28 protein-coding genes are annotated in these 23745 nt (G+C 69.6%); 11 read left to right on the top strand and 17 right to left on the bottom strand.

What is annotated here, in order from left to right:
• Positions 1-10 precede the first annotated feature (10 nt).
• Positions 11-979 carry a ketose-bisphosphate aldolase gene (locus P5G46_RS05235; protein WP_239276781.1) on the bottom strand — a complete coding sequence of 323 codons (969 nt, stop codon included), beginning with the start codon at positions 977-979 and terminating at the stop codon, positions 11-13.
• 141 nt (positions 980-1120) lie between these two features.
• Here P5G46_RS05235 and P5G46_RS05230 point away from each other — a divergent pair, with 141 nt between their 5' ends.
• From P5G46_RS05230 to P5G46_RS05210, 5 genes are all read left to right on the top strand, one after another.
• Positions 1121-2509, top strand: coding sequence for an FGGY family carbohydrate kinase (locus tag P5G46_RS05230; protein WP_239276782.1), 1389 nt, complete (start codon positions 1121-1123; stop codon positions 2507-2509).
• Positions 2510-2558: 49 nt separating this feature from the next.
• Positions 2559-3665: a LacI family DNA-binding transcriptional regulator gene (locus P5G46_RS05225; RefSeq protein WP_239276783.1), complete on the top strand. Its 1107-nt coding sequence runs from the start codon at positions 2559-2561 to the stop codon at positions 3663-3665.
• Between the two features lie 85 nt (positions 3666-3750).
• Positions 3751-4791: a substrate-binding domain-containing protein gene (locus tag P5G46_RS05220; RefSeq protein WP_239276784.1), complete on the top strand. Its 1041-nt coding sequence runs from the start codon at positions 3751-3753 to the stop codon at positions 4789-4791.
• Positions 4792-4821: 30 nt separating this feature from the next.
• Positions 4822-5814 (top strand): ABC transporter permease, encoded by a 993-nt coding sequence (locus P5G46_RS05215; protein WP_239276785.1) that lies wholly within the window; start codon positions 4822-4824, stop codon positions 5812-5814.
• The gene (locus tag P5G46_RS05210) at positions 5811-6572 is read left to right on the top strand and encodes an ATP-binding cassette domain-containing protein (protein WP_239276786.1); all 762 of its coding nucleotides are present in this window, start codon (positions 5811-5813) and stop codon (positions 6570-6572) included. The genes P5G46_RS05215 and P5G46_RS05210 overlap by 4 nt, the downstream gene beginning before the upstream one ends.
• A gap of 219 nt (positions 6573-6791) precedes the next feature.
• Here the strand turns inward: P5G46_RS05210 and P5G46_RS05205 are convergent, their stop codons facing one another.
• Positions 6792-7253: a GNAT family N-acetyltransferase gene (locus P5G46_RS05205; RefSeq protein ID WP_375095914.1), complete on the bottom strand. Its 462-nt coding sequence runs from the start codon at positions 7251-7253 to the stop codon at positions 6792-6794.
• A gap of 115 nt (positions 7254-7368) precedes the next feature.
• Here P5G46_RS05205 and P5G46_RS05200 point away from each other — a divergent pair, with 115 nt between their 5' ends.
• Positions 7369-8298: a helix-turn-helix domain-containing protein gene (locus P5G46_RS05200; protein WP_375095913.1), complete on the top strand. Its 930-nt coding sequence runs from the start codon at positions 7369-7371 to the stop codon at positions 8296-8298.
• Position 8299: 1 nt separating this feature from the next.
• On the opposite strand, the gene P5G46_RS05195 is transcribed toward P5G46_RS05200, so the two are convergent.
• On the bottom strand, positions 8300-8560 hold the full coding sequence (locus P5G46_RS05195; RefSeq protein WP_239276923.1) for a hypothetical protein: 261 nt from the start codon (positions 8558-8560) through the stop codon (positions 8300-8302).
• A 141-nt stretch (positions 8561-8701) separates the two neighbouring features.
• On the opposite strand from P5G46_RS05195, the gene P5G46_RS05190 reads away from it, so the two are divergent.
• On the top strand, positions 8702-8860 hold the full coding sequence (locus P5G46_RS05190; RefSeq protein WP_228164282.1) for a hypothetical protein: 159 nt from the start codon (positions 8702-8704) through the stop codon (positions 8858-8860).
• A gap of 10 nt (positions 8861-8870) precedes the next feature.
• On the opposite strand, the gene P5G46_RS05185 is transcribed toward P5G46_RS05190, so the two are convergent.
• The 3 genes from P5G46_RS05185 to P5G46_RS05175 are packed head-to-tail and all read right to left on the bottom strand — an operon-like array spanning position 8871 to position 10882.
• Positions 8871-9896: an epimerase gene (locus P5G46_RS05185; protein ID WP_375095912.1), complete on the bottom strand. Its 1026-nt coding sequence runs from the start codon at positions 9894-9896 to the stop codon at positions 8871-8873.
• Between the two features lie 23 nt (positions 9897-9919).
• Positions 9920-10351 carry a hypothetical protein gene (locus P5G46_RS05180; protein ID WP_375095911.1) on the bottom strand — a complete coding sequence of 144 codons (432 nt, stop codon included), beginning with the start codon at positions 10349-10351 and terminating at the stop codon, positions 9920-9922.
• A gap of 30 nt (positions 10352-10381) precedes the next feature.
• Positions 10382-10882 (bottom strand): CinA family protein, encoded by a 501-nt coding sequence (locus P5G46_RS05175; protein WP_408905125.1) that lies wholly within the window; start codon positions 10880-10882, stop codon positions 10382-10384.
• An 86-nt stretch (positions 10883-10968) separates the two neighbouring features.
• Here P5G46_RS05175 and P5G46_RS05170 point away from each other — a divergent pair, with 86 nt between their 5' ends.
• Positions 10969-11961, top strand: a complete 993-nt coding sequence (locus P5G46_RS05170; RefSeq protein ID WP_408905124.1) for an aldo/keto reductase — start codon at positions 10969-10971, stop codon at positions 11959-11961.
• Positions 11962-11996: 35 nt separating this feature from the next.
• Here P5G46_RS05170 and P5G46_RS05165 read toward each other — a convergent pair whose 3' ends face one another.
• The 7 genes from P5G46_RS05165 to P5G46_RS05135 form a co-directional block, all read right to left on the bottom strand.
• A complete protein-coding gene (locus P5G46_RS05165) occupies positions 11997-12935 on the bottom strand; it encodes a carbohydrate ABC transporter permease (RefSeq protein WP_408905123.1) in 939 nt (312 codons plus the stop codon).
• Positions 12932-13882, bottom strand: coding sequence for a carbohydrate ABC transporter permease (locus P5G46_RS05160; RefSeq protein WP_408905122.1), 951 nt, complete (start codon positions 13880-13882; stop codon positions 12932-12934). The genes P5G46_RS05165 and P5G46_RS05160 overlap by 4 nt, the downstream gene beginning before the upstream one ends.
• Before the next feature lies 1 nt (position 13883).
• The gene (locus P5G46_RS05155; RefSeq protein WP_408905121.1) at positions 13884-15260 is read right to left on the bottom strand and encodes an ABC transporter substrate-binding protein; all 1377 of its coding nucleotides are present in this window, start codon (positions 15258-15260) and stop codon (positions 13884-13886) included.
• A gap of 140 nt (positions 15261-15400) precedes the next feature.
• Positions 15401-15853 carry an SRPBCC family protein gene (locus P5G46_RS05150; RefSeq protein WP_239276931.1) on the bottom strand — a complete coding sequence of 151 codons (453 nt, stop codon included), beginning with the start codon at positions 15851-15853 and terminating at the stop codon, positions 15401-15403.
• A gap of 109 nt (positions 15854-15962) precedes the next feature.
• Positions 15963-17168, bottom strand: a complete 1206-nt coding sequence (locus tag P5G46_RS05145; protein WP_375095907.1) for an NAD(P)/FAD-dependent oxidoreductase — start codon at positions 17166-17168, stop codon at positions 15963-15965.
• A 67-nt stretch (positions 17169-17235) separates the two neighbouring features.
• On the bottom strand, positions 17236-17562 hold the full coding sequence (locus P5G46_RS05140; RefSeq protein WP_375095906.1) for a DUF7882 family protein: 327 nt from the start codon (positions 17560-17562) through the stop codon (positions 17236-17238).
• A 105-nt stretch (positions 17563-17667) separates the two neighbouring features.
• On the bottom strand, positions 17668-18597 hold the full coding sequence (locus P5G46_RS05135) for a helix-turn-helix transcriptional regulator (RefSeq protein ID WP_375095905.1): 930 nt from the start codon (positions 18595-18597) through the stop codon (positions 17668-17670).
• A gap of 243 nt (positions 18598-18840) precedes the next feature.
• On the opposite strand from P5G46_RS05135, the gene P5G46_RS05130 reads away from it, so the two are divergent.
• On the top strand, positions 18841-19203 hold the full coding sequence (locus P5G46_RS05130; RefSeq protein WP_239276935.1) for a sugar ABC transporter ATPase: 363 nt from the start codon (positions 18841-18843) through the stop codon (positions 19201-19203).
• Positions 19204-19210: 7 nt separating this feature from the next.
• Here P5G46_RS05130 and P5G46_RS05125 read toward each other — a convergent pair whose 3' ends face one another.
• The 4 genes from P5G46_RS05125 to P5G46_RS05110 all read right to left on the bottom strand — a co-directional run bounded on the left by P5G46_RS05125 (position 19211) and on the right by P5G46_RS05110 (position 22038).
• Positions 19211-20221 carry a glycosyltransferase family 2 protein gene (locus tag P5G46_RS05125; protein WP_408905120.1) on the bottom strand — a complete coding sequence of 337 codons (1011 nt, stop codon included), beginning with the start codon at positions 20219-20221 and terminating at the stop codon, positions 19211-19213.
• Positions 20221-20418: a CDGSH iron-sulfur domain-containing protein gene (locus P5G46_RS05120; protein WP_408905119.1), complete on the bottom strand. Its 198-nt coding sequence runs from the start codon at positions 20416-20418 to the stop codon at positions 20221-20223. The genes P5G46_RS05125 and P5G46_RS05120 overlap by 1 nt, the downstream gene beginning before the upstream one ends.
• Complete coding sequence (locus P5G46_RS05115; RefSeq protein WP_375095902.1) at positions 20418-21482, bottom strand: iron-containing redox enzyme family protein; 1065 nt, start codon at positions 21480-21482, stop codon at positions 20418-20420. Before P5G46_RS05115 ends, P5G46_RS05120 begins: the two co-directional genes overlap by 1 nt.
• 103 nt (positions 21483-21585) lie before the next feature.
• Positions 21586-22038 carry an Hsp20/alpha crystallin family protein gene (locus P5G46_RS05110; RefSeq protein WP_239276938.1) on the bottom strand — a complete coding sequence of 151 codons (453 nt, stop codon included), beginning with the start codon at positions 22036-22038 and terminating at the stop codon, positions 21586-21588.
• Positions 22039-22282: 244 nt separating this feature from the next.
• Here P5G46_RS05110 and P5G46_RS05105 point away from each other — a divergent pair, with 244 nt between their 5' ends.
• Together P5G46_RS05105 and P5G46_RS05100 are read left to right on the top strand one after the other, a co-directional pair.
• Positions 22283-23164 (top strand): manganese catalase, encoded by an 882-nt coding sequence (locus P5G46_RS05105; RefSeq protein ID WP_375095987.1) that lies wholly within the window; start codon positions 22283-22285, stop codon positions 23162-23164.
• A 17-nt stretch (positions 23165-23181) separates the two neighbouring features.
• Positions 23182-23727 carry a DUF2231 domain-containing protein gene (locus P5G46_RS05100; RefSeq protein ID WP_408905118.1) on the top strand — a complete coding sequence of 182 codons (546 nt, stop codon included), beginning with the start codon at positions 23182-23184 and terminating at the stop codon, positions 23725-23727.
• Positions 23728-23745: the final 18 nt, after the last annotated feature.

The following is a 23745-nucleotide window of genomic DNA, read 5'->3' as shown; positions in this document are numbered from 1 at the left end:
GGTGGGATCGTCAGCGGTGGCGGTAGGACTGGCCCGCCTGGCCGAACACCTGCATGCGCTCCGCCACCATGCTCTGCATCGCGACGCGGCCGCGTGAGCCGTAGAGCGCGGGGTCGCAGCCGATGCCGTCCTCGTCGAGGTAGGTACGCACAGCCGCGGCGTGGGCCATGTGCGAGTCCATGCCCTGATTGATCTTCCGGATGCCGAGTTGCGTCGACCGTGCCTTCTCGGACTCCGGTACACCCCACGATTCGGGCAGTTTCCCGCCGTGGGCGTTGATGGTCTCGCGCAGATCTGCCGGCAGCGAGGACGAGCCGTGCATCACCAGGTGCGTGTTCGGCACGCGCGCGGCGATCTGCTCGATCAGATCCATGTGCAGCACCGTTCCATCGGGCGGGCTGGTGAACTTGTACGCGCCGTGGGAGGTGCCGATCGCGACGGCGAGGGCGTCGACTCCGGTTGCCGCCACGAAGCGCTCGGCCTCGTCGGGGTCGGCCAGAACGATCTCCTTGCTGCTGGCGCCGCCGTCCTCGGACCCGCCGATGGTGCCAAGTTCTCCCTCCACGGATACCCCGTGCGCGTGCGCGTAGTCCACGACCTTCTTGGTAACGGCGACGTTCTCCTCGAAGGAGGCCGGGGTGACATGATCGTCGCGCATCGACCCGTCAATCATGACGCTGGTGAATCCCGCCCCGATGGCGCGGACACAGTCGCCATATGACGCGCCGTGATCCAGGTGCAGGACGACGGGCACGTCGGGGTAGTGCGCGATGAGGTTGACCAGTGCCTCCCAGAACAATTCGTCGCGTCCGTGCGTCGATGCTCCGGCGATGGTCTGCACGATCACGGGGGAGTCGGTCTCGGCGGCGGCGTCGAGCACGGCTTCGGCTTGTGCGAGGTCGGTGACGTTGAACGCCCCGACTCCGTACGATCCGGCGCGCGCGGCGTCGAGCGCGTCGGTGAGTGAGATGAGAGCCACGGGCTCGTCCTCCATTTCGTCGGCCCGTCGGGACGGGCGGTGTCTGACAACGGTAGACAGGCTATGGGGGCCGTGCTACTTTGTCCATCGTTGGACAGAACACCGACGGCGACGAGGCCGACGGAGGACGCGGAGGCCGCCATGCGAGACGAGCTGTTGCTCGGCATCGATCTGGGCACGTCGTCGATCAAGGCGAACGCGATCGACCGCCACGGACGATCGATCGGCCTCGGCGTCGCCCCCACGCCGTTCGAGTCGGGTCCGCACGGCGTCGAGATGAGCACCGCCGCGCTGTTCTCCGCGATCCGCGACGCCATCGTCGACCTCGGCGTCCTCGCGACGCGTGTCGCGGGAGTGGGCATCGCCAGCATGGGCGAGACTGGCACCATCATCCGCTCCGACGGGCCGAGCGATCTGCCCCTCGTGGCCTGGCATGACGCGCGCGGCGCCGACATCGTCGATGAGGTGATCGCGCACTTCGGGGCCGACGAAATATACCGGCGCACCGGACGTGCTCCCCGCAGCGTGACGAGCATCGCGAAGCTGGGCTGGCTGTTGCGCAACGGCCACCGCACCGGAGGCACGTGGACGGGGGTCGCGGGTCTGACCCTCTGGCGCCTGACCGGCGCGCTCGCGCAGGAGCAATCTCTCGCGGCTTCCAGTGGGGCTTTCAATCCGCTCTCGGGAGAGTACGACCGCGAGATCCTCTCGTTCCTCGGGTTGGACTCGCTCGTGTGGGCCCCCGCTCGCATCGGCGGCACCGCGCTCGGGCGGATCTCGACCGAGGGCGCCGCCTGGAGTGGCCTGCGCCCCGGCATCCCCGTGACCATCGCCGGACACGACCACCCCGTCGGAGTCATCGGCGCCGGAGGAGACCACACCGAGGTCATCGACTCGATGGGTACCGGAGAGCCACTCGTGGTGGCGTGGGAGCAACGTGCTGGCTCCGGGCGTTCCCACCCACGGTGGCCCGACCAGTTCGGCGATCTCACAATCACCGCGTGGCCCGGAACGTCCCGTCACATGCTCCTGTGGGAGACGCTGCGGCCCGGCTTGGCCATGCGTCATCTGCGACAGGCGCTCAGAGTCGATCGCGACGACATCGAGTTCGCCGCCATCGGCGTCGAGGCGTCGCCGCTGTCGCTTTCGACGCTGCTCGCGCTCCAGGACGGCGAGGTCTCCGAGGACCTGCGTGGTCTCGCCCCCCAGGTCGCGTGGGCCAGCGTACTCGAGGGGTTCGCTCTGGCATCGGCCGACGCGGAGCAGCATCTGCGCGCTCTGTCGGGAGTGTCGGGGCAGACGCTGCTGATCGGGGGTGGCCTGCGCAGCCGCCGCTGGGTCGAGGCGAAGATCCGGCGCACACTTCACCCCGTCGCGATGGCGCAGGAGAGGGAGGCCGTCTCTCGCGGCGCTGGCCTGCTCGCCGGTGTCGCCGCCGGCTGGTGGGCACCGGAGAACTATCCGCCTGCCGACGCGGTCCCGCTGGCCGCGGGGGCCGAGCGGGGCGAGATGGTGAGGGGTCTGTCATGAACTGCACGCTGGCGGCGACGCCGCCGCCCCGCCGTCAGGACGGACGATCGTGACCGGCTCGCCGCGCCCTGGCCTCCGCCCGCCCGCGCGGCTCGTCGACATCGCCCGCGCCGCAGGAGTGTCGACGAAGACGGTCTCGCGCGTGCTCAACGACGAGATCTACGTCACGGATGCCACGCGCCAGCGCGTCATGGACGCGGTCACCGAACTCGCCTATGTCGGTGACGCCGCGGCCACGGGTCTTCGCACCCGCAAGTCGGGGTTCATCGGGCTCATCCTCCCCGACGTGCGCAACGGCTTTTTCGCGTTGCTCACGCGCGCGATCGAGGAACGCCTGTCACCGGCGTCGCCGACTCTGCTGTTCGGCGACTCCGACGAGGAAGCCGACCAGGAGGAGAGGTACCTGCGGACCTTCCGTCAGCAGCGGGTTGACGGGCTCATCATCCTCCCCAGCGGAGCGCCCAGCCTTCCCGATGCCGTGTCGGAGATTCCCACCGTGATCGTGGACCGTACCGTCCCATCTGTCCGCAAAATCGCCGACCACGTCCTCGCCGACAACTCCCGAGCCGCGGGACGACTCGTCGAGCACCTTGTTCGCCACCACGGCCTCCGCTCAGTTGCGCTGGTCGCCGGCAACACGCGGGTCTCGAACGTGCGCGACCGCCAGGCCGGCTATCTGCGAGTCGTCCGCGACGCGGGCCTCGAGCCGCACATCACGTCGGGGCACTCGACGCCGGACGACGCCGCCGCCGGAGCGATGGAGCTGTTCCGCACGCTCACACCGCCCTTCGGTGTCTTCGCCACGAACAACCGGATGTTCTGGGGTGCGATGGCGGCCATCGCGCGTCTGGGTCTGCATGTCCCGCGAGATGTGCTGGTCACCACGATCGACTCGATCGGTGAGGCGACGGTCACCGGGCTCAAGCCCACGCAGGGCGTCGTCCCGGTCCAGACGGTCGCCGCCAAAGCGATGCGCCTGCTCGCCGAGCGCACCGAGGACCCGACCCTGCCCCCGCGCCGGGAGACCGTCGACATCGACATCGAGTTCGGCACCACGTGCGGGTGCATCCCGCTGACGAATCCCCTGATGATGGGCCCCGTCGGCTCCGTTCCCACCTCTCCCGCGGGCGACACGCGGGAAAAAAGCGAGGACTGACCTCGGCAGCCGCAAGCACGACGAGATCAGCCCCCGCAATGTCGCACCAGTAGTCCCGAAAGTCACATCCTCAAAGGAGAGAACCATGACCCGACACACCCTGACGCGCTCCGCCGTAGCGGCCGCCGCGACGGTGACGATCCTAGCCGGGGCACTCGCTGGCTGCTCGGATTCCGCTGCGCCGCAGGGGACCCCTGCGGCCGGTGAAGACGGCAACGGCAAGATTGCCCTGGTCCTCAAGCCGCTGGACAACACCTACTTCGGTGCGATGGCCGAGGGAGCGCAGGCAGCGGCAGACGAGGCCGGCGTCGATCTCACGATCGTCGCGGCGGAGAACGTCACCGACGACTCCGGGCAAGCGACGAAGCTGAACTCGCTCGTGACCGCGGGCTACGGCTGCTACATCGTCAACCCGACCAGTCAGACCAACCTGATCACCGGGCTGGTTCCCGTGACCCAGGCCGGAGCGCCCATCGTCAACCTCGATCTGCCCATCGACCTGGATGCCGCCGAGCAGGCAGGCGTGAAGGTGACGACCTACGTCGGCACCAACAACGAGACCGCGGGCGAGGCCGGCGGCGAGGCGATGCTGTCACTGGTGCCCGAGGGCTCGCAGGTCGCCCTCATCGGCGGTCTGGTCGCCGACCCCGGCAACATCGCACGGCTCGGAGGCTTCGAGAAGGCGGTCGAAGGCAAGCTCGAGATCACTCAGACGGTCGCGGCGGACTTCGACAAGGCGAAGGCCAAGAGCGCGGCATCCACGATCCTCATCGCCAATCCCGACATCAAGGGCTTCTTCACTCCGTCGGGCGACATGGCGATGGGAATCCAACAGGCCGTGGAAGAGGCCGGGAAGAAGGGTCAGGTCTCGGTCGTCGGCATCGACGGCACGCAGGACCAGCTCAAGGACATCGTCGCCGGCGGCCAGCCGGCCGCGATCGAGCAGTTCCCGTACCTGATGGGCGCGCAGTCGGTCCAGGCGTGTGTCGCGGCGATGGGGGGCGCCTCGATCCCGTCCACGGTCGAGACCCCGGTCCTGATCGTCGACTCGGAGAACGCCCAGGACGCGCTCGACGCCTTCCCGGCACCGCCGAAGGGCTTCGACGTCCCGAACCCGTTCAAGTAACTCCTCACCAGTGATCGGGGATCCTCACCCATGACTACGCAGACACCCCCTCGACCGGCGGCTGCCGCAGAGACGGCCGCGACGGGGCTCCGTCGGGCGTTCGGTTCCGAGGAGATCTGGATGAAGCTGGCCGCACCGGTCGCTCTCATCGTGCTTTCCATCGTGTTCACGGCGCTGAACCCTCGGTTCCTGTCGTGGCCGAGCGTCTCGACGATGCTCGCCGACTCGACCATTCCGATCCTGCTGGCGCTGGGCGCGACGTTCGCCGTGTCCCTCGCGGGCATTGATCTGTCGCTCGCAGCGACGGTGGCCCTCGGCAGCGTCACGATGGCGACGGCCTATCAGAGTGGGATGCCGCTCATCGTGTGCTGCGCGATCGCGCTGCTCACGGGGCTCGCGGTTGGCGCGGTCAACGGCACGTTCATCGGCTGGGTGAGGATTCCCGACTTCATCGTCACGCTGGGCTCGCTCAGCGTCGTGATGGGGCTCAGCCTCATCATCTCGCAGGGCAAGCCGGTGGCGATCCCCGAGCGCGCACTCACCTCGCTCAGCACCATGAGCTTCGCCGGCATCCGCGTGAACTTCCTGCTGGCGATCGCGGTCGCGATCGTGCTTCACATCGTGCTGTTCCGCACGCGATTCGGAACCCACTTGCTGGCGGTCGGCGACAACCCCGAAGCGGCCAAGGCGATGGGACTCAAGGTGCCTCGCGTGAAGCTGGCCGGATACATGATCTGCGGGGCGATGGGGGGCCTCGGTGCCATCCTGCTCACCTCCTACATCGGGTCGAGTCAGCCCGCGACGAACACCGACTACTTGTTGAAGGCGATCGCCGCCGTCGTCCTGGGCGGGGTGAGTCTGTTCGGCGGCCGCGCCACCATCTACGGACCGGTGATCGGGGCGATCCTGCTCACATTCCTCCAGTCCGGACTCACGCTGCTGGGCGTGAGCGCCTTCTACTCGCCGCTGGTGATCGGCATCGTCGTCATCGCGGCCGCGACGCTCATGAGGGGGCGCAAATGACCACCGATACAGGCGAAAAGATCGTCGTCGACAACATCCACAAGTCGTTCGGGAACGTCCACGCACTCAAGGGCGCTTCCCTCACTATTCGTGCGGGGGAGATCACCGCGATCGTCGGCGACAACGGTGCCGGCAAGTCCACCCTCGTGAAGTGCCTCACGGGGCTGTACGCGCCCGATGAGGGAGAGATCCGCATCGACGGCAGCCCCGTGCGGTTCTCGTCGCCGCGCGACGCTCGCGACAAGGGCATCGAGACGGTTTACCAGGATCTCGCCCTGAGCGATCAGCTGAGCGTGTGGCAGAACATGTACATGGATCGCGAGCTCGTCCGTGGCATCCCGGGGTTCCGGTTCCTCGCTCGTAAGGAGATGAGAGAGCGCGCGGCCGAGCTCGTCGCCGACCTCGCAGTGAACGTGCCCGGTGTCGGCCGTCCCGTCAAGCGACTCTCGGGCGGGCAGCGGCAGGCCGTCGCGATCGCGCGCGGCGTGATGTGGGCCGAGAACATGATCATCTTGGACGAGCCGACCGCAGCGCTCGGTCTCAACGAGACGGCGCAGGTCGAGGCCCTCATCCGCCGGGTCGTCGAGGGCGGCAAGACCGTCCTGGTCGTGTCGCACAACTTCGAGCAGGTCAAGCGACTGTCGCAGCAGGTGTGGGTGATGCGCGGGGGGCGCGTCGTCGGCGGCACCCGCACCGAGAAGGTCACCGGCGAACAGCTCGTGGGGATGGTGACCGGAGCCGTCCGCACGATTGACTGATCGGTCGAGCTCAGCTCTCCTGTCACCCATTGAGTGTCCAAGACACGCGGACGGCCCGTCGTGGCATCCGCGTGTCTTGGACACCAAACGTTTGGGAACGCGGCGACGGGAACGGGACGGCGCGGGGCGGGGCGGGGCGCGACGGCACGGGAACGGGACGACGCGGGGCGGGGCGGGGCGCGACGGCACGGGAACGGGGCGGGACGGGGCGGGACGGGGTCAGGCCAGCGGCTTGCGGTAGTAGATTTCGCCGTCGTCGGTCGTCTCCGTGCGGTGGTAGCCCTCGCGCTCGTAGAGGCGCTGATTGGCCTCGCTGAGGCCGCCGGTGAACAGCTCCGCCTCGGTGGCGCCGGCGCGGCGACCGCGCTCCTCGACCGCGGCGAGCAGCATCGAGCCCAGCCCGCCGCCCTGCTGGTCCGGGGCGATCGCGAGGCGCCCGATCAGCAGCAGGGTCCCGTCGCGGCGGGCGCGAACCGCCCCCACGAGGCGGTGTCCGGCGATCGCCACGCAGCCGAGGTTCTCGACCAGTTCCGCCTCGAGTTCTTCGAGCGTCTGGGTGAGCGGCGGCATGTCCGCGTTGCCGTAGATGAGGGCCTCGCTGGCGAATGCCGCGCGTTGGATGGTCAGCACCTCTCCGGCGTCCTCGGGGCGGATGTCTCGGATGACGGGCGAGTCGGTCATGGGGGCGATCTCCTGTGTCGGTGAACTATCGGCGGCGGCACGGTGCGCCTGGTGCGGCTCAGGGTTAACTACTATGGCGGTGGCGCAGGAAAGCGGAAACGGAGTGCCGCGAGCTATGGGCGACTACTTCGACACGCAGATGATGACAGCGGAGCCGTCGGAAGCCCTGGCCTGGTTGCAGGAGCATTACGGCCGCGTCGACATCCAGGTCGAAGACGGATCGTTCGCCGAGCACGCCGTCGGCGACTGCGGCTTCGCGCTCAGACGCCTCCTCTGGAAGTGCCGCGCGGAGGTGCACTACGAGGCCGACCGCTTCTACTTCGCGACGTCGACGCCCGGCTACGCGTGGCGCATCGGTTCGGCGGAGGGCGAGTACAGCGTCGAACCGGGCATCGTGCAGCCCGGCCACGAGTTGGTCGGCCACGCCGACGACAGCTCCGTGCAGCTGGTCGCGTTCGACGCCGGGCACCTGACCGAGACCGCACGGGCCATCTACGGCGACGACAGTCTTTCGGTGCGCTTCGACGGGACGGGGCCGGTCTCGCCGCGCATGCGGGACTACTGGCTCGCCACGGTGCGCTGGTCGCTGACGCAGCTGCCTGTGCTCGGCGAACCGCTCGTCCGCGCTCACGTGTACCGCGCTCTCGCGTCTGCGACGCTCGAGGCCTTCCCGCTGGCCGGGGATCCGCGTGAGCGCCGCGCCTCTGCTCTCGAGCAAGCGGCGATCTACGCCGCCGCGACGGCCTGGATGGACGACCACGCGTCTCTCCCCGTGACCGCCGCTGACGCGGCTCGCGCGGCGGGTACCTCGGCTGCGGGTCTGCGCCGCGCGTTCGTCGCCAACGGCACCCTCGCCCGGACGCCGGAGGGGTATCTCGCTCAGGCGCGCATCAGCGCCGCGCACGCCGACCTCGTGGCATCCGATCCCACCGGGTCGACGATCGCCCAGATCGCGCTGCGCTGGGGGTTCGCCGACGCGGCGGGTTTCGCCGCCGCCTACCGTGAGGCGTACGGCAGCGACCCGCAGGCGACCCTCGAACGCTGACTCAGCGATCGCGGTCGGTGTACTCGCCCGGACGCTCCGTGTCGTCTCGCGACTCGTCGCCGGAAGGCAGCTCCACGTCGGTGTAGGAGCCGGCCTCGTCGGCGCGGGGTCGTGCTTCAGTGCCGTCGGCGCGCTCGTTGTCGACGTACTCACCGGGGGCGTCGAGGTTGCGGCCCGCCTCTTCGCCGTCGGGGAGTTCGACTTCGGTGTACTCGCCCTCGTCCGGCCCCGTGCCGTGGCCGGTGGTGTCGCGATCGCCCATGATGCGCCTTTCTCGTCGTGGTGGTTCCGAGGCTAGCCCCGAGAGGGGACGGTCCACGGGTGCTTGACACGCGCTTGGTCTGTAGCCGCCCGGGTGTCAAGGGCACCGGTCCGCGTGCCGCGGGGGAGGAGAGTGGATGCCATGCCAGCTCTCGCCATTCTCCTCATCGTCGTCGGTCTCGTCTTCCTGTTCCTCGGCATATTCGTCGAGGCCGTGAAGTTCCTCCTGTGGATCGGCATCATCATCCTGATCATCGGCGTGATCGCCGCGCTGATGCGGTTCGTCCGCCGCAACACCTGACCTCGACTGCTCAGGCCGCGAACAGATCGCGGGCCCGGGGCCGGCGCACGGATGCCACAGCGTCCAGCGCCGGCCCCAGCTCGTCGTACGCGAACTGGAAGCCCGCCGCCGTCAGCACGGCCGGGGTGGCCCAGCGACTCTTCAGCACCAGCTCGGGTTCGTTGCCGAGCACCGCCATCGCCGGGTCGAGCATCCATCGGAACGCGGGTAGCCCGAAGGGGGCGCCCGCCACACGTCGCACCTCGCGCATCAGCGTGCGATTGTCCGTGACGCCGGGCGCGGCCAGGTTGACGGGACCGGCGAGGTCTTTCCGATCGCGGAGGAATCGGACGGATGCCACGACGTCGTCGATGTGGATCCAACTGAAGCGCTGGCGACCTCGGGTGCGATGCCACGAGGACATGACCGCGCCGGTGGGGTGGGCGCCGATGCCACGGTAGCGGCGATGCGGGAACCACCAGCTGTCGATCTGCGGGCCGCCGAGACCGAGCCTGCCGAGGGCGAACAGCAGACGGGTCGCCGGCCCGTCGCCGAGCACGATCGCCATGCGCAGCGCCACGCGCCGGGTGGCGGGGAGGTCGTCGGCGAAGAAGGCTCGCTCCCAGCTCGTCGCGACGTCGACCGAGAAGCCCTCGCCGATCACGCCGGTGGTCTCGTCGTTGCCTCGCTCGATCTCGTGCCGGTAGATGGTGGCGGTCGAGGCGTTCATCCACACGCGCGGGGGGTGCTCTGCATCCCGGACCGCCCGGTGCAGGGCGCGCGTCGTATCGACGCGTGAGCGCAGGATCTCATCGCGATTGTCGTCGGTGTAGCGGCACGACACGATCCTGCCCGCGAGGTTGATCAGCACGTCGGCGCCGTCGACGAGGCGCGCGATCCCGGCCGGGTCGTCCCACGTGACGGTCCCGGCGCGCCCCACCGTCGCCACCTCGTCGCCATCGGCACGGAACGCAGCGGTCAGCGCCTGGCCGACGAAGCCGCTCGCTCCGGCGATCACGACTCGGCGGGGGGCGAAGGCGCGGGACTCGGGCGTCATCCGCTCAGACTACGACCGCGGGGTCAGGCGTCGTCGGGATCGGGGAGGTTCTGCGCAATCTTGCTCGATTCCGCCGATCCGCGACCGACGCCCGGCTCGTACTGAGCGATGAGGGAGTCGGCATCCACGTGGTCCTCGCCGCCGTCCGCGGAGCGGGGCGGCGACGCGGGAGTCTCGTGAGGGGCGTGACGCGACGTCGAGCCGCTCTCTCCGCGGGCATCGTCGGTGCCGCGTTCCATGTCGCCGTCGCCCGCGCGGGTGCCGACGCCCGCCACGTCGTTCTGGCTTGAGACGTTCTGCACGCGCGCCTCGTCGGCGTCGTCGATCTCGGTCGCGGACACGGCGCCGGTGTCCGCTCCCGCGCCCCCGGCGGGGACGTCGGCGGTCAGGCCTTCGGCATCGGAGACGGTCTTCTCGTGGTCGGCGCCGGGGAGGTCGTCGGGGGGAGTGTTCACGGTGATCCTTCCGGTGGGTGTGGCCCCACGCTAGGCGTCGCGTCGGGCTCCGGAGACGGGGTTGACGACCTCGCGGAGAAGGGCGACGGCCGCCTCCACGCTCTGCGCGATGACGGCGGCCGGGTCGCCGTCGAACTCGTGGAGACGCCACGTCGAGGCATCGTCCGACACCGCGGCGATGTACACCGTGCCGGCCGGATGGCCGGCGTCGTCCGCGTCAGGACCGCCGACGCCGGTGACGGCCACCGCGTAGTCGGTGTCCACGAGGCGGCGCACCCCGGTGGCGAGCTGGATCGCGCATTCGGCGGAGCACGGATCGATGTCGGCGTCGACTCCGAGCACGTGTGTCTTCGTCGCCATCTGGTAGGCCACGACCGAGCCGGCGAACCATTCCTGCGTGTCCGACCCCCGGCCGAGGGCGGTGCCGACGGCGCCGCTCGTGAGGGATTCGGCGACCGCGAGACGGGCCCCGCGCCGGGTGAGATCCGCGGCCAGGTTCGTCACGGCCTCGTCGAGAGAGGTGTCGCTCATGGGGTGTCCTTTCGCTCTGCGGGGCTCATCGCCCCCGAGGGGGGAGGGTCTGGATAGGCTCGGTGCGATCCCCGAAAGGAACCGCCATGCAGCAGCGCCCCCTCTCTCGTACCGGCCGCGAGGTCTCCGCGATCGGTCTCGGCACCTGGCAGCTCGGACCGGATTGGGGCGGGGTGAGCGAAGACGACGCCCTGCGGGTTCTCGGGGTCTCCGCCGACGCGGGCGTCACGCTGTTCGACACCGCCGACGTCTACGGCGACGGCCGCTCCGAGGAGCTCATCGGGGCGTTCCTGCAGCAGTCCGGGGTGGGCGGCATCACGGTGGCGACGAAGATGGGTCGCCGCGAAGACCAGGTGCCCGAGAACTACACGATGGAGAACTTCCGGGCGTGGACCGAACGATCGCGTCGCCTGCTCACGCAGGACACGCTCGACCTGGTTCAGCTCCACTGTCCCCCGTCGGCGGTCATCGACGACGACGCGACCTGGGACGCGCTCGACCAGCTGGTGTCCGAGGGCGTGATCGCCGCGTACGGCGTGTCCGTCGAGACGATGGACCAGGCGATGTCGGCGCTGCGGCGGCCGAACCTCACCAACCTCCAGATCATCTTCAACCCGTTCCGGTTGAAGCCCCTGGACGAGGTGCTGCCGGCTGCTGCCGAGAGGGGCGTCGCGGTCTTCGCGCGCGTCCCGCTCGCCAGCGGCCTTCTGTCCGGGAAGTACACCGCCCAGACGACGTTCGACAAAGACGACCACCGCACCTACAACCGCAACGGCGAGGCGTTCGACAAGGGCGAGACGTTCTCGGGCGTGCCGTTCGCCGAAGGTGTCGCGGCGGCCGACGAACTGAAGGCGGCTCTCCCCGAAGGCGTTTCGCTGCCGGCGGCGACCCTGGCCTGGATCGCGTCGCGCGAGGGCGTCACCTCCGTCATCCCCGGCGCCCGGTCGGCGGAGCAGGCTTCCGCGAATGCCGCCGCGGCCGATCTGCTCGAGGGGGGCTTCGATCTCGACGCCTTCGACACGCTCGTGCGCGACGTGTACGACCGTCGTCTGCGCGCCGAGATCCACCCGCAGTGGTGAGACGACGCCGCGCCTCGGGCTGACGGGGCGCGGCGTCATCGCAGACCCGACGACGCGACGCCCTGGATGATCTGCTTCTGCGCGACGAAGAAGACGAGGATCATCGGCACGGTGGCGATGACGCTCGCGGTCACGATGATCTCCCAGTTCCACTGGCCGCTGAAGCCGAAGGCATCCACCATCGCTTTCAGGCCCCGCGGGATGGTGAAGGTCGACGAGTCACGCAGGTAGATGAGCGCGCGCATGAGGTCGGTCCAGACCGCTTGCACCTCGAACACGAGGGTCACCGCGAGGGCGGGGCGGGCCATCGGCAGCGCGATCCGCCAGAACACCGCCCACTGGGACGCCCCGTCCACCCGCGCGGCGTCGAAGAAGTCCCGCGGCAGACCCAGGAAGAACTGCCGCAACAGGAAGACGTAGAACGCGCTCGCGAAGAGGTTCTGCGCCCACAGCGGTACGAGCGTGCCGACGAACCCGAGCGAGTTCCAGATGAGGAACGTCGGGATCATGGTCACCGCCCCCGGGAGCATCATGCTCGCCAGCACGAAGCCGAACAGCACCCCTCGGCCGCGGAACCGGAACCACGTGAACCCCCACGCGACCATGGCGCTGGAGAGCGTGACGGTCACCGCTGCGAGCACCGTGACGATCGCGGTGTTGGCGAACCACAGCGCGAGCGGCGCCTCTTGCCAGACGGCCGCGTAGTTTCCCAGCGTGAACGTCTCGGGGATGAGGCGATTGTCGAACACCTCGCCGCGCGGTTTGAAGGACGCGCTCACGAGCCACACGAACGGATACGTGAACACCACGCCCAGCACCGAGAGTGCAGCGATGACCAGGACGCGCACGACGCGGGCACGGCGTCGCGCCGACGCCGACGGGTTGCTGCCGACCGACGCGGGCGGTACGGACGAAGCCGGCCGCTCGGGCTCGTGAAGGTCCCCCGGGGCGGTGAACGGAACGGTCCGGCTCATCGCTGGCCCCCTTCGTAGTACACCAGGCGGCGCGAGACGAGCAGCTGGATGCCGGTGACCACCAGGATCAGGGCGAAGAGCAGCCATGCCATCGCCGAGGCGTACCCCATGTGGAGGAACTCGAACGCCTGCTGGAACAGGTAGATGACGTAGAAGAGGGCGGCATCGTTGCTGTAGGTGCCGTTCCCCGCGCCGAAGAACGCGGTGTAGGCCTCGTCGAAGGTCTGCAGACCCGCGATGGTGTTGACCACCACGATGAAGAACAGGGCGGGACTGATGAGGGGCAGCGTGACGCTCCAGGACTGTCGCCAGAACCCGGCGCCGTCCAGACGCGCAGACTCGTAGAGCTCGACGGGGACGTTCTGCAGTGCGGCGAGCAGGATCAGCACCGACGACCCCACCGTCCACAGGCTCATGAGGATGAGCCCCGGCTTGATCCACGCGGGATCGGTCGTCCACGCGGGCCCGTCGATCCCGACGACCCGCAGAGCGCTGTTGATGAGCCCGTTCTGCCCGTTGAACAGCAGCAGGAACAGGATGCCGACGGCCACCGGCGGCGTCATCTTCGGCAGGAAGAACAGCGTGCGGAACAGACCCGCCCGGCGACCCGCCCGGTTCAGCAGGAGGGCGAGGGCCAGCGCGACGGCGATGTACAGCGGGATCTGCACGAGCGTATAGAACGCGGTGTTGCCGAGCGACTGCAGCACCTTGGCGTCTTCGGCGAGCTGGGCGTAGTTGTCCAGTCCGACGAAGCGCGGGTTGCGGATCACGTCGTAGTCGGTGAGCGAGAGGTAGACGCTGTAGAGCAGAGGCCACGCCGTGAAGACGGAGAAGCCGACGATCCACGGCGAGAGGAAGAGCAGGGCCGAGCGCAGGTTCCGGCGAGCGGCCCGCCGGCGGGACCGCTCGCGCGTCAGGTCGCGGGCGGCCGGGGCGGTCGTGGCCACCTCAGCGGTTCTCGATCTCGGCCCACGCATCGTCCAGCGCCTTCTGCGCCGTCTGCTGCGCGCTCGCGAGAGCATCCTCGGGCGTGGATTGCCCGTTGAGCACCGCGTTGACGGCGTCCTGCCAGGCCTGGGTGAACTCGGCGTCGGCGGGGTTCGCCGGGAGCGAGAAGGTGTGGTCGTTCGCCTCGTACATCGCGTCGACCGCGTCGCTCCAGGGGGCCGTGGTCGCCGTGACCTTCTCGCGCACGAGGGCGTCGGCGGTGGCGTTTCCGGTGAGGATGCCGGTGAAGGGCTTGCCCTCGGCCTCGCGTGCGGCCAAGCGGGCGTCGGCGGCGGCCTGCCACGCGTCGACGGAGGTCATCACGCGGGCCCAGCGGCAGGCGGCCTCGGGGTTGTCGCTGCCGGCGGGGATGGCCCACGTGGAGCCGGAGGCGTAGGCGAGCGGTTCTCCCTCGCTGTCGCGAACCGTGTCGAACACGAGGGGGGCGTCGGGTGAGACGTCGTTGAGGATGTTGACGTACCACTGCTCCATCGGCATCGCGCCGAGAACGCCGGTGGCGAACTGGTTGCCCGCCCCGAAGAAGTCGGCCGAGTCTCGGAACGCCTTCACGGCGCTGAACCCGCCCTGCGCGTCATAGATGCCCACGGCCCACTCCAGCGCCTGCACCACGGCGGGGTCGTCCAGCTGCGCCGTGCGGCCGTCCTCCGAGATCAGATCGGCGCCGCCGGCCTTGGCCCACAGGGGAAGGAACTCCGGCAGTTTGCTGTCGACGCCGATGACATCGAGCCGTCCGCCCTCGCGGCGCATCAGGGCCTGGTTGGCGGCGGTCATGGCATCCCGGTCCGAGCCGTTGACCGCGGAGATGTCGAGCCCCGCGCCGGCGAGCAGGTCCGCGTTGGCCATGGTGATCTGGATGCCGTTGAACTCGGGGATGCCGTAGATGCGGTCGTCGAGGGTGACCTGCGCGATCGCCGAGGGCACGTACTGCGACGTGTCGATGCCCTCACCCTCGATGCAGGCGTCCAGGGGGATGATCGCCCCGCGCGCGGCGAGCGAACCGATCTGGTTGCGATCGGCGTAGATGATCTCCGGCGGCTGGCCGCTGGCGATCGCGGACAGGAACTGCTGGATGTCGAGTTCGCCCTCGACCAGGGAGACCTCGACGCCGCTCAGGGCCTCTTTGGCGAGGTCCATGCGGGTGGTGGCGACTTCGTCGACGCCGCCGAATCCCATGACGGTGAGTTTCCCGTCGAGCTCCGCACCGGAGTCGTAGTCGGCGCCGGAGTCGTCGGCGCCACCGGTGCCGACGGCGCAGCCGCCGAGGGCGAGGACGCTCGCGAAGGCGAGGGGGAGCAGAAGGCGTCGGGGGGATGCCATGGCGAGACCTTTCTCTCAGCCCAGCGAGAAGTGGGCAACGGAGGAAGGTAAGAACTGCTTCTCGGATAATCCGAGGGGGTTGACAGCGAAAGAGCCGGGTCCGCCCCGAAGGGCAGACCCGGCTCTCGAGGAGGTCGGCGTCAGCTGACGTCGCCGCGCCACGCGCCGGACTCGGCGCCGCGCGACTCGATGTACTCCTTGAAGTTGGCGAGATCCTTCTTGACCGAGTGGTCGTCGGCCCCGAAGACGGCGCCGGCCTTCTCGAGCAGGCCCGTGGGGTCCCAGTCGATCTGCACCGTGACGCGGGTCTCATCGTCGGACAGGCGGTGGAAGGTAACGACGCCGGCGTGGTTCTCCTCGCCGCCGACGCTGTTCCACGCGACGCGCTCGTCGGGGTGCTGCTCGGTGATCTCGGCGTCGAACTCGCGCTCGGCGCCGGCGATCTTGACCTTCCAGTGCGTGAGGGTGTCGGTCTTCTGCGTGATGGACTCGACGAAGCTCATGAAGTGCGGGAACTCCTCGAACTGCGTCCACTGGTTGTACGCGACGCGAACGGGGACGTTGACGTCGATGGTTTCGATGACCTGGGCCATGATCTCCTCTTTCGTGTGATCCGGGGCTGCCCCCAGTCTTCGCGCGTCTGACCCGGTAACCCCCGGGGGTTGAGGGATCGGCCCGAGTGGCCTATAGGCCCCGCGTCGCTCAGGCGCGTCCGCGCAGGATCAGGTGCCAGTACACCCACGGCAGGATGCGGCGATCGGCGATCCAGGTCGAGCGCCGCTCGCGCGAGAGGGAGCGCCAGAAGGGGATCGTCGGTCGCGGGCGACCCCACCGGTCGAACTCGGCGAAGACGACGGTCCCGCGTGAGACGGTGAAGGGGACGACGCTGTACCCGTCGTAGCGGGCGGTGGGCGCCTGACCGCGGAGCGCGGAGCGCAGGTTCTTCGTCAGCACCTTGGCTTGCGGACGAATCGCTCCTCCCGACGGGCGCGTCGCGACGCGGGCCGCATCGCCGAGCGACCAGATGTCCGCGTAGCGGCGATGCCGCAGGGTCTCGGGATCGACGTCGACGAAGCCGTGGGGGTCGTCGTCCGCGGACAGGCCGCTGCCCGCGATCCACTCGGGCGCCCGCTGTGGCGGTACGGCGTGGAGGACGTCATAGGAAAGGGTCTCCTCGTCATCGCCGTGGCCGATGGTGACGGTGCGGGCGTCGGCGTCCACGCTGCGCACTTCGCGGGAGTACCTCACCTCGACGCCGTACCGGTCGAGCACGCGGTGGAGCTCGCGGTCCACGTCGGGAACACCGAAGGGCACCGGGTCCGGCAGGACGAGCACTCTTCGGATGTCGTCGAGCACGCCCAGCGACCTCCACCAGTCGCACGCGAGGTAGAGGGGCTTCTGTGCGGCCGCGCCGCACGAGGCCGGCTCGGCGGGCTGCGTGAAGACCACCGTGCCGCGGCGCAGGTCGCGCAGCACCGCCGACGCCCGGGTGGCGAGATCGAGCGTGTAGTTCGACACGCTCTCGGGGCGGTCCATCGCCTCGGGGAGACCGGGCACCTGTTCCCAGGCCAACCGCAGACCGGCCGCGACGATCAGCTGGTCGTAGTCGAGGTGCCCGCCCGACACCAGGTGCACCCGTCGGGCCTCCGGATCAACCGTGAACGCCTCGTCACGCAGCCATCGCACGCCCGGTGGCGTGACGTCGCCCTGCGGGCGGACGGCGAGCGACGCGCGTGCGGTTCCTCCGGCGATGTGCGACTGCAGCGGCGCGTACACGTGCTGCGTGCGGGGTTCGACGACCGTGACGTGACCGAGCCGTGCGCGAGTGAGGCGCCCGGCGATCGAGAGTCCGGCGTTGCCGCCCCCGATCACCACGATGTGCGGGCCCGAGGTGGGCGAGTGCGGCATGCGGCATCCTTCCGTTTGTCTCAGCCAACCCCGCCCGCGCCGCACCGGCGACCGGGTTGACAGCGGCTCAGGCGAACGAGTCGGCGGATCCCGCATCCTCCGGCGGCTCGGGGACGACGTAGAGCCCGCTCGGGGAGTTCGCCATCGTCATGAGCGCTTCCAGCCAACTGCGGTTCAGCGCGGGCGGGCGTCCCCCGTGGAACTTGAACACGATGTTCGAGCGCGGGTGGATCCAGACCGAGGTGCGGCCCCCGCCGGTGCTGACATCGTCCTTCCACTGGAAGTAGAAGGGCTCCCCGCGGCGCAGCTTGTTGCCCACCACGATCTGCAGGTGAGCGAGAAGGCGATCCTCGAAGTCTGTACGAACGGTGCCCTCGTAAATGAACTTCCCCATGGCGCGGTCTCCTCGTCGGCGGTCTTCGTCACTGTGCCTCGCGTTCGCTCGCGGGGGCGACTTCGCAGACGCCGTGCGTCACGACGGCACCGAATGCGAAGAGAGTCAGAACATTCGTGCCGTCTGGCTCGGGTTCCGGCCGTACATGTCGCGGTAGAACTTCGCGAATCGTGACGGACTGGAAAAGCCCCACCGGCGGGCGACATCGCCGACGCTGTCGGTGCCGCTCACGAGGTCGCGATGAGCCGCGGTCAGGCGCACCGTTCGCAGGTGAGTGGACGGCGTCGTGCCCAAGGCTCGGCGGAAGGCGTGCTGAAGGCCGCGCGTGGAGATCCCCGCCGCTGTCGCGACGTCGTCGATGGTGATCGGTCGATGCGCGTGCGAATCGATGAAGGCGAGGGCCCGGCGCACCGTGCGCGGTGCGGCGGCCCGCTGGGTCGCGTGATCGACGGCTTCCCCGTAGGTGGTCGAGAAGACCGAGAGGGTGGACAGCAGCGCGTGACGCTCGAGTTCCGCCGCGACGAGCGGATGCTCGTGGCCGGCGACGAGGGCGGATGCCACGTACCCGAAGCTGCGTTCCCACTGCGACGCGAGCATCCGGTCGCGCGCGACCGAGTCGATCGTCCGCAGCACGAGACGGTCGTCGCCCGAGACGGCGCGAGCGACACGCTCGGCGGACGTGCGGTCGAACAGGAATGCCCGCACCTTGCCGGTGCCGCTCCAGCGGGCGCGCATCGGCCCGTCGCCGGTGAGCCAGGGCTGCCGCGGATCGATGTCGCGATCTTCCGCCCGCAAGCGGGCATCGAGGGCGGCGAGCTGGCAGGCCATGATCTGATCGTCCAGCTGCACCGACGAGCGGACGTCGGCCCGGAGGGAGTACTGGACGAGCGAGAACGTTCCGGAGTCGATCGACGACCAGTCGAAGCGCACCCGGTCGGGGTCGACGTGATCCAGACGTGCGCCCGGAACGAACTGCCGCCACACCGCTTCGACATCGTTCGCGCCCGTCGCGCGTACGGTGAGGACTTCCCCCATATGACCCTCCTCCACGGCCTCGACCGCCGTGGCATCCGGGATATCTTGCCTCCGGCTCGCGGGTCCAACGTGCGGTCGGACGCCGCGCGCCAGGGTTCGGCCTCAGAGCGAAAGCACGGGAGTACGGGGCGGGTCCAGGCGGTGTCAAGGGGGCGGGAACGCTGCGAGTACCGCCGTTGGATGGAGGAGTCGCCGACGCGGCGACCCGCGATACCGCATCGCGGACGACGAAAGGATTCCGCCATGAGCGACGCTTCGATCGACCCCGTCTCCTCGGACCCGACCGTTCCGCAGGCTCCGGATGCGGTGACCGGCGTGCAGCCCCTCCGCGACGGCGACACGTCCATCGAGCCGGACCCGTCGCTGGATCCGGCGCAAGCGGAGTGGGATGCCACGACCGCGCTCGACGAGGGTGCGGACCCCGCGGACCTTGATCCCGCCACGGCGACAGGAGCGGACCCGGCGGAGATCCCCGCCGACGACAGCGACATCCCCCTCGCGGATGTCCACCCCGAGTCCACGGGGACGGACTCGCAGGGGGAGGACCCCGGCGTCGTGGAGCTGGGCGAAGAAGGTCAGGGCGACCTCGCCCCCGAAGACCTCTGAGTGCGATCTAGCCGCCGTCCGCCGCGATCCCGCTCTTGACCGGCCCTGCGTTCCGGGACAGGCCGCCGGGGGAGTGGCGGCGGCGGAGGACGCGCAGCGGCGTCGCCGCGCGCGCGACACGCGTTCCGGCGTAACGCACCCCTCCCCGTACGCGCGCGCCGACGGCGATCCAGCTCGTCACCGACCGCTCGATCGCCCACACCGGCGCCCACAGGGCCGCGGAGGGGCGGAAGACGCCCCGACCGCCCGCGCGTCGGCGCCCGCCCTCCGCCGCGGCCACGACGCCGAGCGCGATCAGCAGAAGAACCCCGCGTCGGCGGCGCAGGGCCACGATGGTCGGGAGCAGGGTCAGCTCGAGGAGCAGACGAGGTGGCTGCGCGAGACTGTCGTACGCCTGCCGCACCCGTTGTCCGAGGAAGTGCGACAGCGTGGGCGGGCGCCGCACGACGAACACGTCACGGCGAAGCCGCACGACGCCCCCGGCGGCGCGGACGGTGCGTTCGAGCTCGAGGTTCTCGAACAAGCAATCGGGGTCGTACCCGCCCGTGCGTTCCAGCACGGAGCGCCGGATGCCGTACGTGCCCGAGTAATCGCGGTGGAAAGCGCGGTTGAGCAGCGTGCGGCCGGTGTCCCATCGCGCGTGCCAGGGCAGCGGATCGAACACGTTCTGCGGAGCGACCAGGTCCGCATCCGCGAGTGCCGACACCACGGCATCCAGGCCCGCCCGGTCGTAGCGGACGTCGTCGTCGGCGAGGACGATCCGCTCGTGCCGGGCCACGGCCACACCCGTCAGGACGCCGCGCACCTTGCCATTGGCGCCGTGCGCGAGGGCGGGGCGCACGTGTCGGACGAGTCCCGGAAAGGCGCGGGCATGGGCGGCGAAGAGCGGCGCGTCGGACCCGTCCACCACCGTGACGTCGATCCAGCCCGCCAGTTCGCCGAGGTAGTCCGTGAGGTCGCCGATCGCGTCGTCGTCGCTCCACCGAAGCGGCAGGACGTACTCCGCCGCGAGGCGCATCAGTCGTCCGTGCGGAATCCCGCGGCCTTGTGCGTCCCGTCGCAGAAGGGCTTGATCGTGGACAGGCCGCACCGGCACAGCGCGACCGTGCGACGGTTCTTGGGGATGGGCCGGTCCGCGGCGTCGCGGAGGTCGACCTCTCCGCGCACGAGGAACGGGCCGTCGGGATAGGCGGTGATGCGAGCCGGATCCGCCATCATCGACCCTCTTCGGGCCGCAGGGACGACTCCCCGCGCGACCACGCGTCGAGCAGATGACGGCCGACCCTGCCATCGACGTCGAGGCACGCGGCGGCGCCGAAGAGGATGTCGGGGAGCAGGTCGGGGCGATCCTCCGCGAGTGCGCCGGCCAGGTCGCGCGCGGCGATCTGCTCGTGCACCGCGTCGGCTTCGACGTGCTCGTCGAAGTACGCGCACACGTCATCGCCGAAACCGAGGCGCCGCAACCCTTCGGCGTAGAGGCGATTGGGGATCGACGACGTCATCTCGAACGCCGCGAGATGACCGACGATCGCCCCCAGCAGACGGCGATTGAGCCCGAACATCGACATCGTGTTGTGGGAGGCGAGGGTGACGGCGGGAACGTCGTCGATGTAGGCCCCGTAGGCGTCGGAGAGTCCGGCGCCGCGGACCGCGCGCGCGAACATTTCGGCGTGCACGCGCTCCGGATTGCCGCCGCCGTACTCGTCGGACTGGATCTCCACGAGCGCCGCCTTGGGGCGCCCCGTCAGCCGTGGGATGGCCCACGAATGGGGGTCGGCTTCGCGCAGGGTGTAGACCGTGCGATGCACGAGGAGCTCGTGCGCCTGGTCGAGGGTGGCTTTTTTCGCGAGGTAGCGCGAGAGGCTCGGGCCGGTGTCGGCGGCGGTCAGGGCGAAGAGGCAGCGGGCTACGGCGTCCGCCGTCGTCACCGGCGTCTCGGGGACGGCCACGCGATCGCGGAGTGTCGCTTCGAAGGCTCGCTCGATGACGCGACGGGTCGCGATGAGCGACGGGTCCCATTCGAGATCGGGCGCGAACGCGGGGATCGATCCGTAGGCCGAGGCGTAGAGCGCGAAGAGGGCGAGCTGCAGATCGTCGTCGGCGGCGACGTCGGGCGAGGCCTCCACAGCGGCGTCGGCGAGGGCGGTGTGGGCCGTCGGCGTGCCGCCGCACAGGTGCGGGAGGATCGCGGCGCTCACCGGGCCGCGAGGGGAGAAGGGCGGTGAATCGTCCGCCCCTTCCGCGTCGGAGAGAACGGGGGAGGAGGAGGTGACGGACACCCCCGCACTCTGGCGGCGAGGGGAGCGATCACCGAGACCCTTGACAACGACGCGCACGCGACGAGGGGGCCACCGGCGTCGGGTGCCCCCTCGTCGTTCGTGCTCACTGCTCGATCGGGTGCGGAGCGCTCTCGTGCGCGGCGATCACGTCGTCGGAGTCGTCGGTGGACACCGCGATACGGCGCGGCTTGGCCTTCTCGCTCACCGGAATCGTCACGGACAGCACGCCGTTGCGGTACGACGCGCTGATTCGATCCGTGTCGATCCCCTGACCGAGGTTCAGCTGGCGAACGAACGAGGCGGTCTCGCGCTCGCGCGTGATCCATTTCACGCCTTCCCCGGCGGCGAGCGTCCGCTCGGCCCGGATCGTGAGCAGCTGACCGTCGACATCGATGTCGACCGAGCCGGGATCCACGCCCGGGAGATCAGCGGAAAGCACGTAGTGATCGCCGTCGCGATAGAGGTCCATCGGCATGCGGCGGGGTCCTCCGCGTCGGGCGTCGAGGAGCGTCGACGCGAGGCGGTCGAGGTCGCGGAACGGGTCGTAAGCGGCCATGGTCGTTTCTCCTTTTCGATCGGTCCGGATGCCGGATCCGGAGGTGGTCGTAGGTTGAGTCTGTGTGACTCAACTTGGGATCAGATTAGCACTCTCGTGGGGAGAGTGCCAAGAGTTCGTCGCGCGATTGTGCTCCCGTCGGCCCGCCGCCGCAACCCCCGTGCCGGACCCCCGCGCGCCGCGGTGTCGTAGGCCCCGGATGCTGCGGCCCCTGGACGGCATCCGGAGACGACGAAGGAGAGCGATGTACTTCCACCGGCAAGAACTCCAGCACAAGGCCACCCCCGACAAGCCGGACGCGGTCTACGCGCGCAAGCTTCAGGAGGTGCTCGGCGGACAGTACGGCGAGATCTCCGTCGCGATGCAGTACCAGTTCCAGGCGTGGAACATGCACATGCCCGGCAAGTACCGCGACCTCGTGTTCGGGATCGGTGCGGAGGAGATGGGGCACGTCGAGATGCTCGCGATCATGATCGCGCAGCTGCTCGAGAAATCGCCGCTCGGCATCACCGAGGAAGCCGTGCAGGACGACCCCACGGTGGCCGCGGTGATCGGTGGCACCGACATCCAGCACGGCATCGTCGCGGGAGCGGGTGCGCGTCCGGTCGACTCCAACGGCAACCCGTGGCAGGGCAGCTTCATCACGGCCAGCGGCAACCTGCTCGCGGACTTCACCGCCAATGCCAACGCCGAGATGCAGGGGCGCGTGCAGGTCGCGCGTCTCTACCACCAGACCGACGACCACGGCGTCAAGGATCTGCTCGCCTTCCTCCTCGCCCGCGACACCATGCACCAGAACCAGTGGGCGGCTGCTGCGGCCGAGCTGCAGGAGGAGGGGTACGAGAGCCTCCCCGTGCCGAGCAATTTCCCGCTCGAGAAGGAGGATCGGGACGTGTCGTACCAGTACATCAACTTCTCCGACGGGGCTGCGGCCGCCGAGGGGCGCTGGGCGTCGGGACCGACGCCCGACGGAAAGGGCGAGTTCACCTACCTCGCGTCTCCCGAACCCGGCGTGCCGATGCCGCCGCCCACGCACCCCGATGTGCGGTTCTACGGCACCACCGAGCTCCCCAACACCGTGGAGAAGCTCGCCGGCCGCGCGCAGGACGCGCTGCACAAGGAATGAGCGGGGCGGATGCCGCGGTGCCGGGGCCCTCGATGGCCGCGGCACCGCGCAGCGGAGCGAGCTTCCCCGCGATGCGGGCCGCGAAGGTGCCGCGCACGATCGTGGCAGGACCGTACGGACACCCCTTCCACCCGGTGGCCGTGACGATTCCGATCGGCGCGTGGTCGTCGAGCCTCGTGTTCGACCTGCTCGGTGTCGCCGCCGATGACCCGCGGTCCTTTGCGACGGGGTCGCGGTGGCTCATCGCGATCGGATTGGGCGGGGCGGTGGGAGCCTCGGTGCTCGGCCTTCTGGACTTGTCCCGCATTCCGAAGGGCACACCCGCGCATCGGACGGCCCTGGTGCACCTGACCCTGAACGTCACCGCGATGGTGCTGTTCTCGATCGGCCTGTTCGTGCGCATGCTCGATCTCGGTCGCGTTCCGGGCGTGGCGCTGGCGCTCAGTCTGATCGCCGCCGCCGGACTGTCCGTCTCGGGGTGGCTCGGCGGCAAGCTGTCGTACCGCTGGGGCGTGCGCGTCGCCGACGAGAACACCCAGCGCGAGGGCTTCGAGACGTCCTGAGCTGACGTAACCCCGGGT

The sequence above is a fragment of the Microbacterium mcarthurae genome (genome assembly GCF_046064585.1).
GTDB classification, from domain to species: domain Bacteria; phylum Actinomycetota; class Actinomycetes; order Actinomycetales; family Microbacteriaceae; genus Microbacterium; species Microbacterium mcarthurae.
The sequence above is the reverse complement of the archived record's forward strand: the minus strand, read 5'-3'. Positions and strand labels throughout refer to the sequence as shown.

Excerpts from the sequence above, each read along its gene's own strand:
- P5G46_RS05230 (WP_239276782.1), top strand. The coding sequence starts at position 1,121 with ATGCGAGACGAGCTGTTGCTCGGCATCGATCTGGGCACGTCGTCGATC.
- P5G46_RS05220 (WP_239276784.1), top strand. The coding sequence starts at position 3,751 with ATGACCCGACACACCCTGACGCGCTCCGCCGTAGCGGCCGCCGCGACG.
- P5G46_RS05215 (WP_239276785.1), top strand. The coding sequence starts at position 4,822 with ATGACTACGCAGACACCCCCTCGACCGGCGGCTGCCGCAGAGACGGCC.
- P5G46_RS05210 (WP_239276786.1), top strand. The coding sequence starts at position 5,811 with ATGACCACCGATACAGGCGAAAAGATCGTCGTCGACAACATCCACAAG.
- P5G46_RS05205 (WP_375095914.1), bottom strand. The coding sequence starts at position 7,253 with ATGACCGACTCGCCCGTCATCCGAGACATCCGCCCCGAGGACGCCGGA.
- P5G46_RS05200 (WP_375095913.1), top strand. The coding sequence starts at position 7,369 with ATGGGCGACTACTTCGACACGCAGATGATGACAGCGGAGCCGTCGGAA.
- P5G46_RS05195 (WP_239276923.1), bottom strand. The coding sequence starts at position 8,560 with ATGGGCGATCGCGACACCACCGGCCACGGCACGGGGCCGGACGAGGGC.
- P5G46_RS05190 (WP_228164282.1), top strand. The coding sequence starts at position 8,702 with ATGCCAGCTCTCGCCATTCTCCTCATCGTCGTCGGTCTCGTCTTCCTG.
- P5G46_RS05185 (WP_375095912.1), bottom strand. The coding sequence starts at position 9,896 with ATGACGCCCGAGTCCCGCGCCTTCGCCCCCCGCCGAGTCGTGATCGCC.
- P5G46_RS05175 (WP_408905125.1), bottom strand. The coding sequence starts at position 10,882 with ATGAGCGACACCTCTCTCGACGAGGCCGTGACGAACCTGGCCGCGGAT.
- P5G46_RS05170 (WP_408905124.1), top strand. The coding sequence starts at position 10,969 with ATGCAGCAGCGCCCCCTCTCTCGTACCGGCCGCGAGGTCTCCGCGATC.
- P5G46_RS05165 (WP_408905123.1), bottom strand. The coding sequence starts at position 12,935 with ATGAGCCGGACCGTTCCGTTCACCGCCCCGGGGGACCTTCACGAGCCC.
- P5G46_RS05155 (WP_408905121.1), bottom strand. The coding sequence starts at position 15,260 with ATGGCATCCCCCCGACGCCTTCTGCTCCCCCTCGCCTTCGCGAGCGTC.
- P5G46_RS05150 (WP_239276931.1), bottom strand. The coding sequence starts at position 15,853 with ATGGCCCAGGTCATCGAAACCATCGACGTCAACGTCCCCGTTCGCGTC.
- P5G46_RS05145 (WP_375095907.1), bottom strand. The coding sequence starts at position 17,168 with ATGCCGCACTCGCCCACCTCGGGCCCGCACATCGTGGTGATCGGGGGC.
- P5G46_RS05140 (WP_375095906.1), bottom strand. The coding sequence starts at position 17,562 with ATGGGGAAGTTCATTTACGAGGGCACCGTTCGTACAGACTTCGAGGAT.
- P5G46_RS05135 (WP_375095905.1), bottom strand. The coding sequence starts at position 18,597 with ATGGGGGAAGTCCTCACCGTACGCGCGACGGGCGCGAACGATGTCGAA.
- P5G46_RS05130 (WP_239276935.1), top strand. The coding sequence starts at position 18,841 with ATGAGCGACGCTTCGATCGACCCCGTCTCCTCGGACCCGACCGTTCCG.
- P5G46_RS05125 (WP_408905120.1), bottom strand. The coding sequence starts at position 20,221 with ATGCGCCTCGCGGCGGAGTACGTCCTGCCGCTTCGGTGGAGCGACGAC.
- P5G46_RS05120 (WP_408905119.1), bottom strand. The coding sequence starts at position 20,418 with ATGGCGGATCCGGCTCGCATCACCGCCTATCCCGACGGCCCGTTCCTC.
- P5G46_RS05110 (WP_239276938.1), bottom strand. The coding sequence starts at position 22,038 with ATGGCCGCTTACGACCCGTTCCGCGACCTCGACCGCCTCGCGTCGACG.
- P5G46_RS05105 (WP_375095987.1), top strand. The coding sequence starts at position 22,283 with ATGTACTTCCACCGGCAAGAACTCCAGCACAAGGCCACCCCCGACAAG.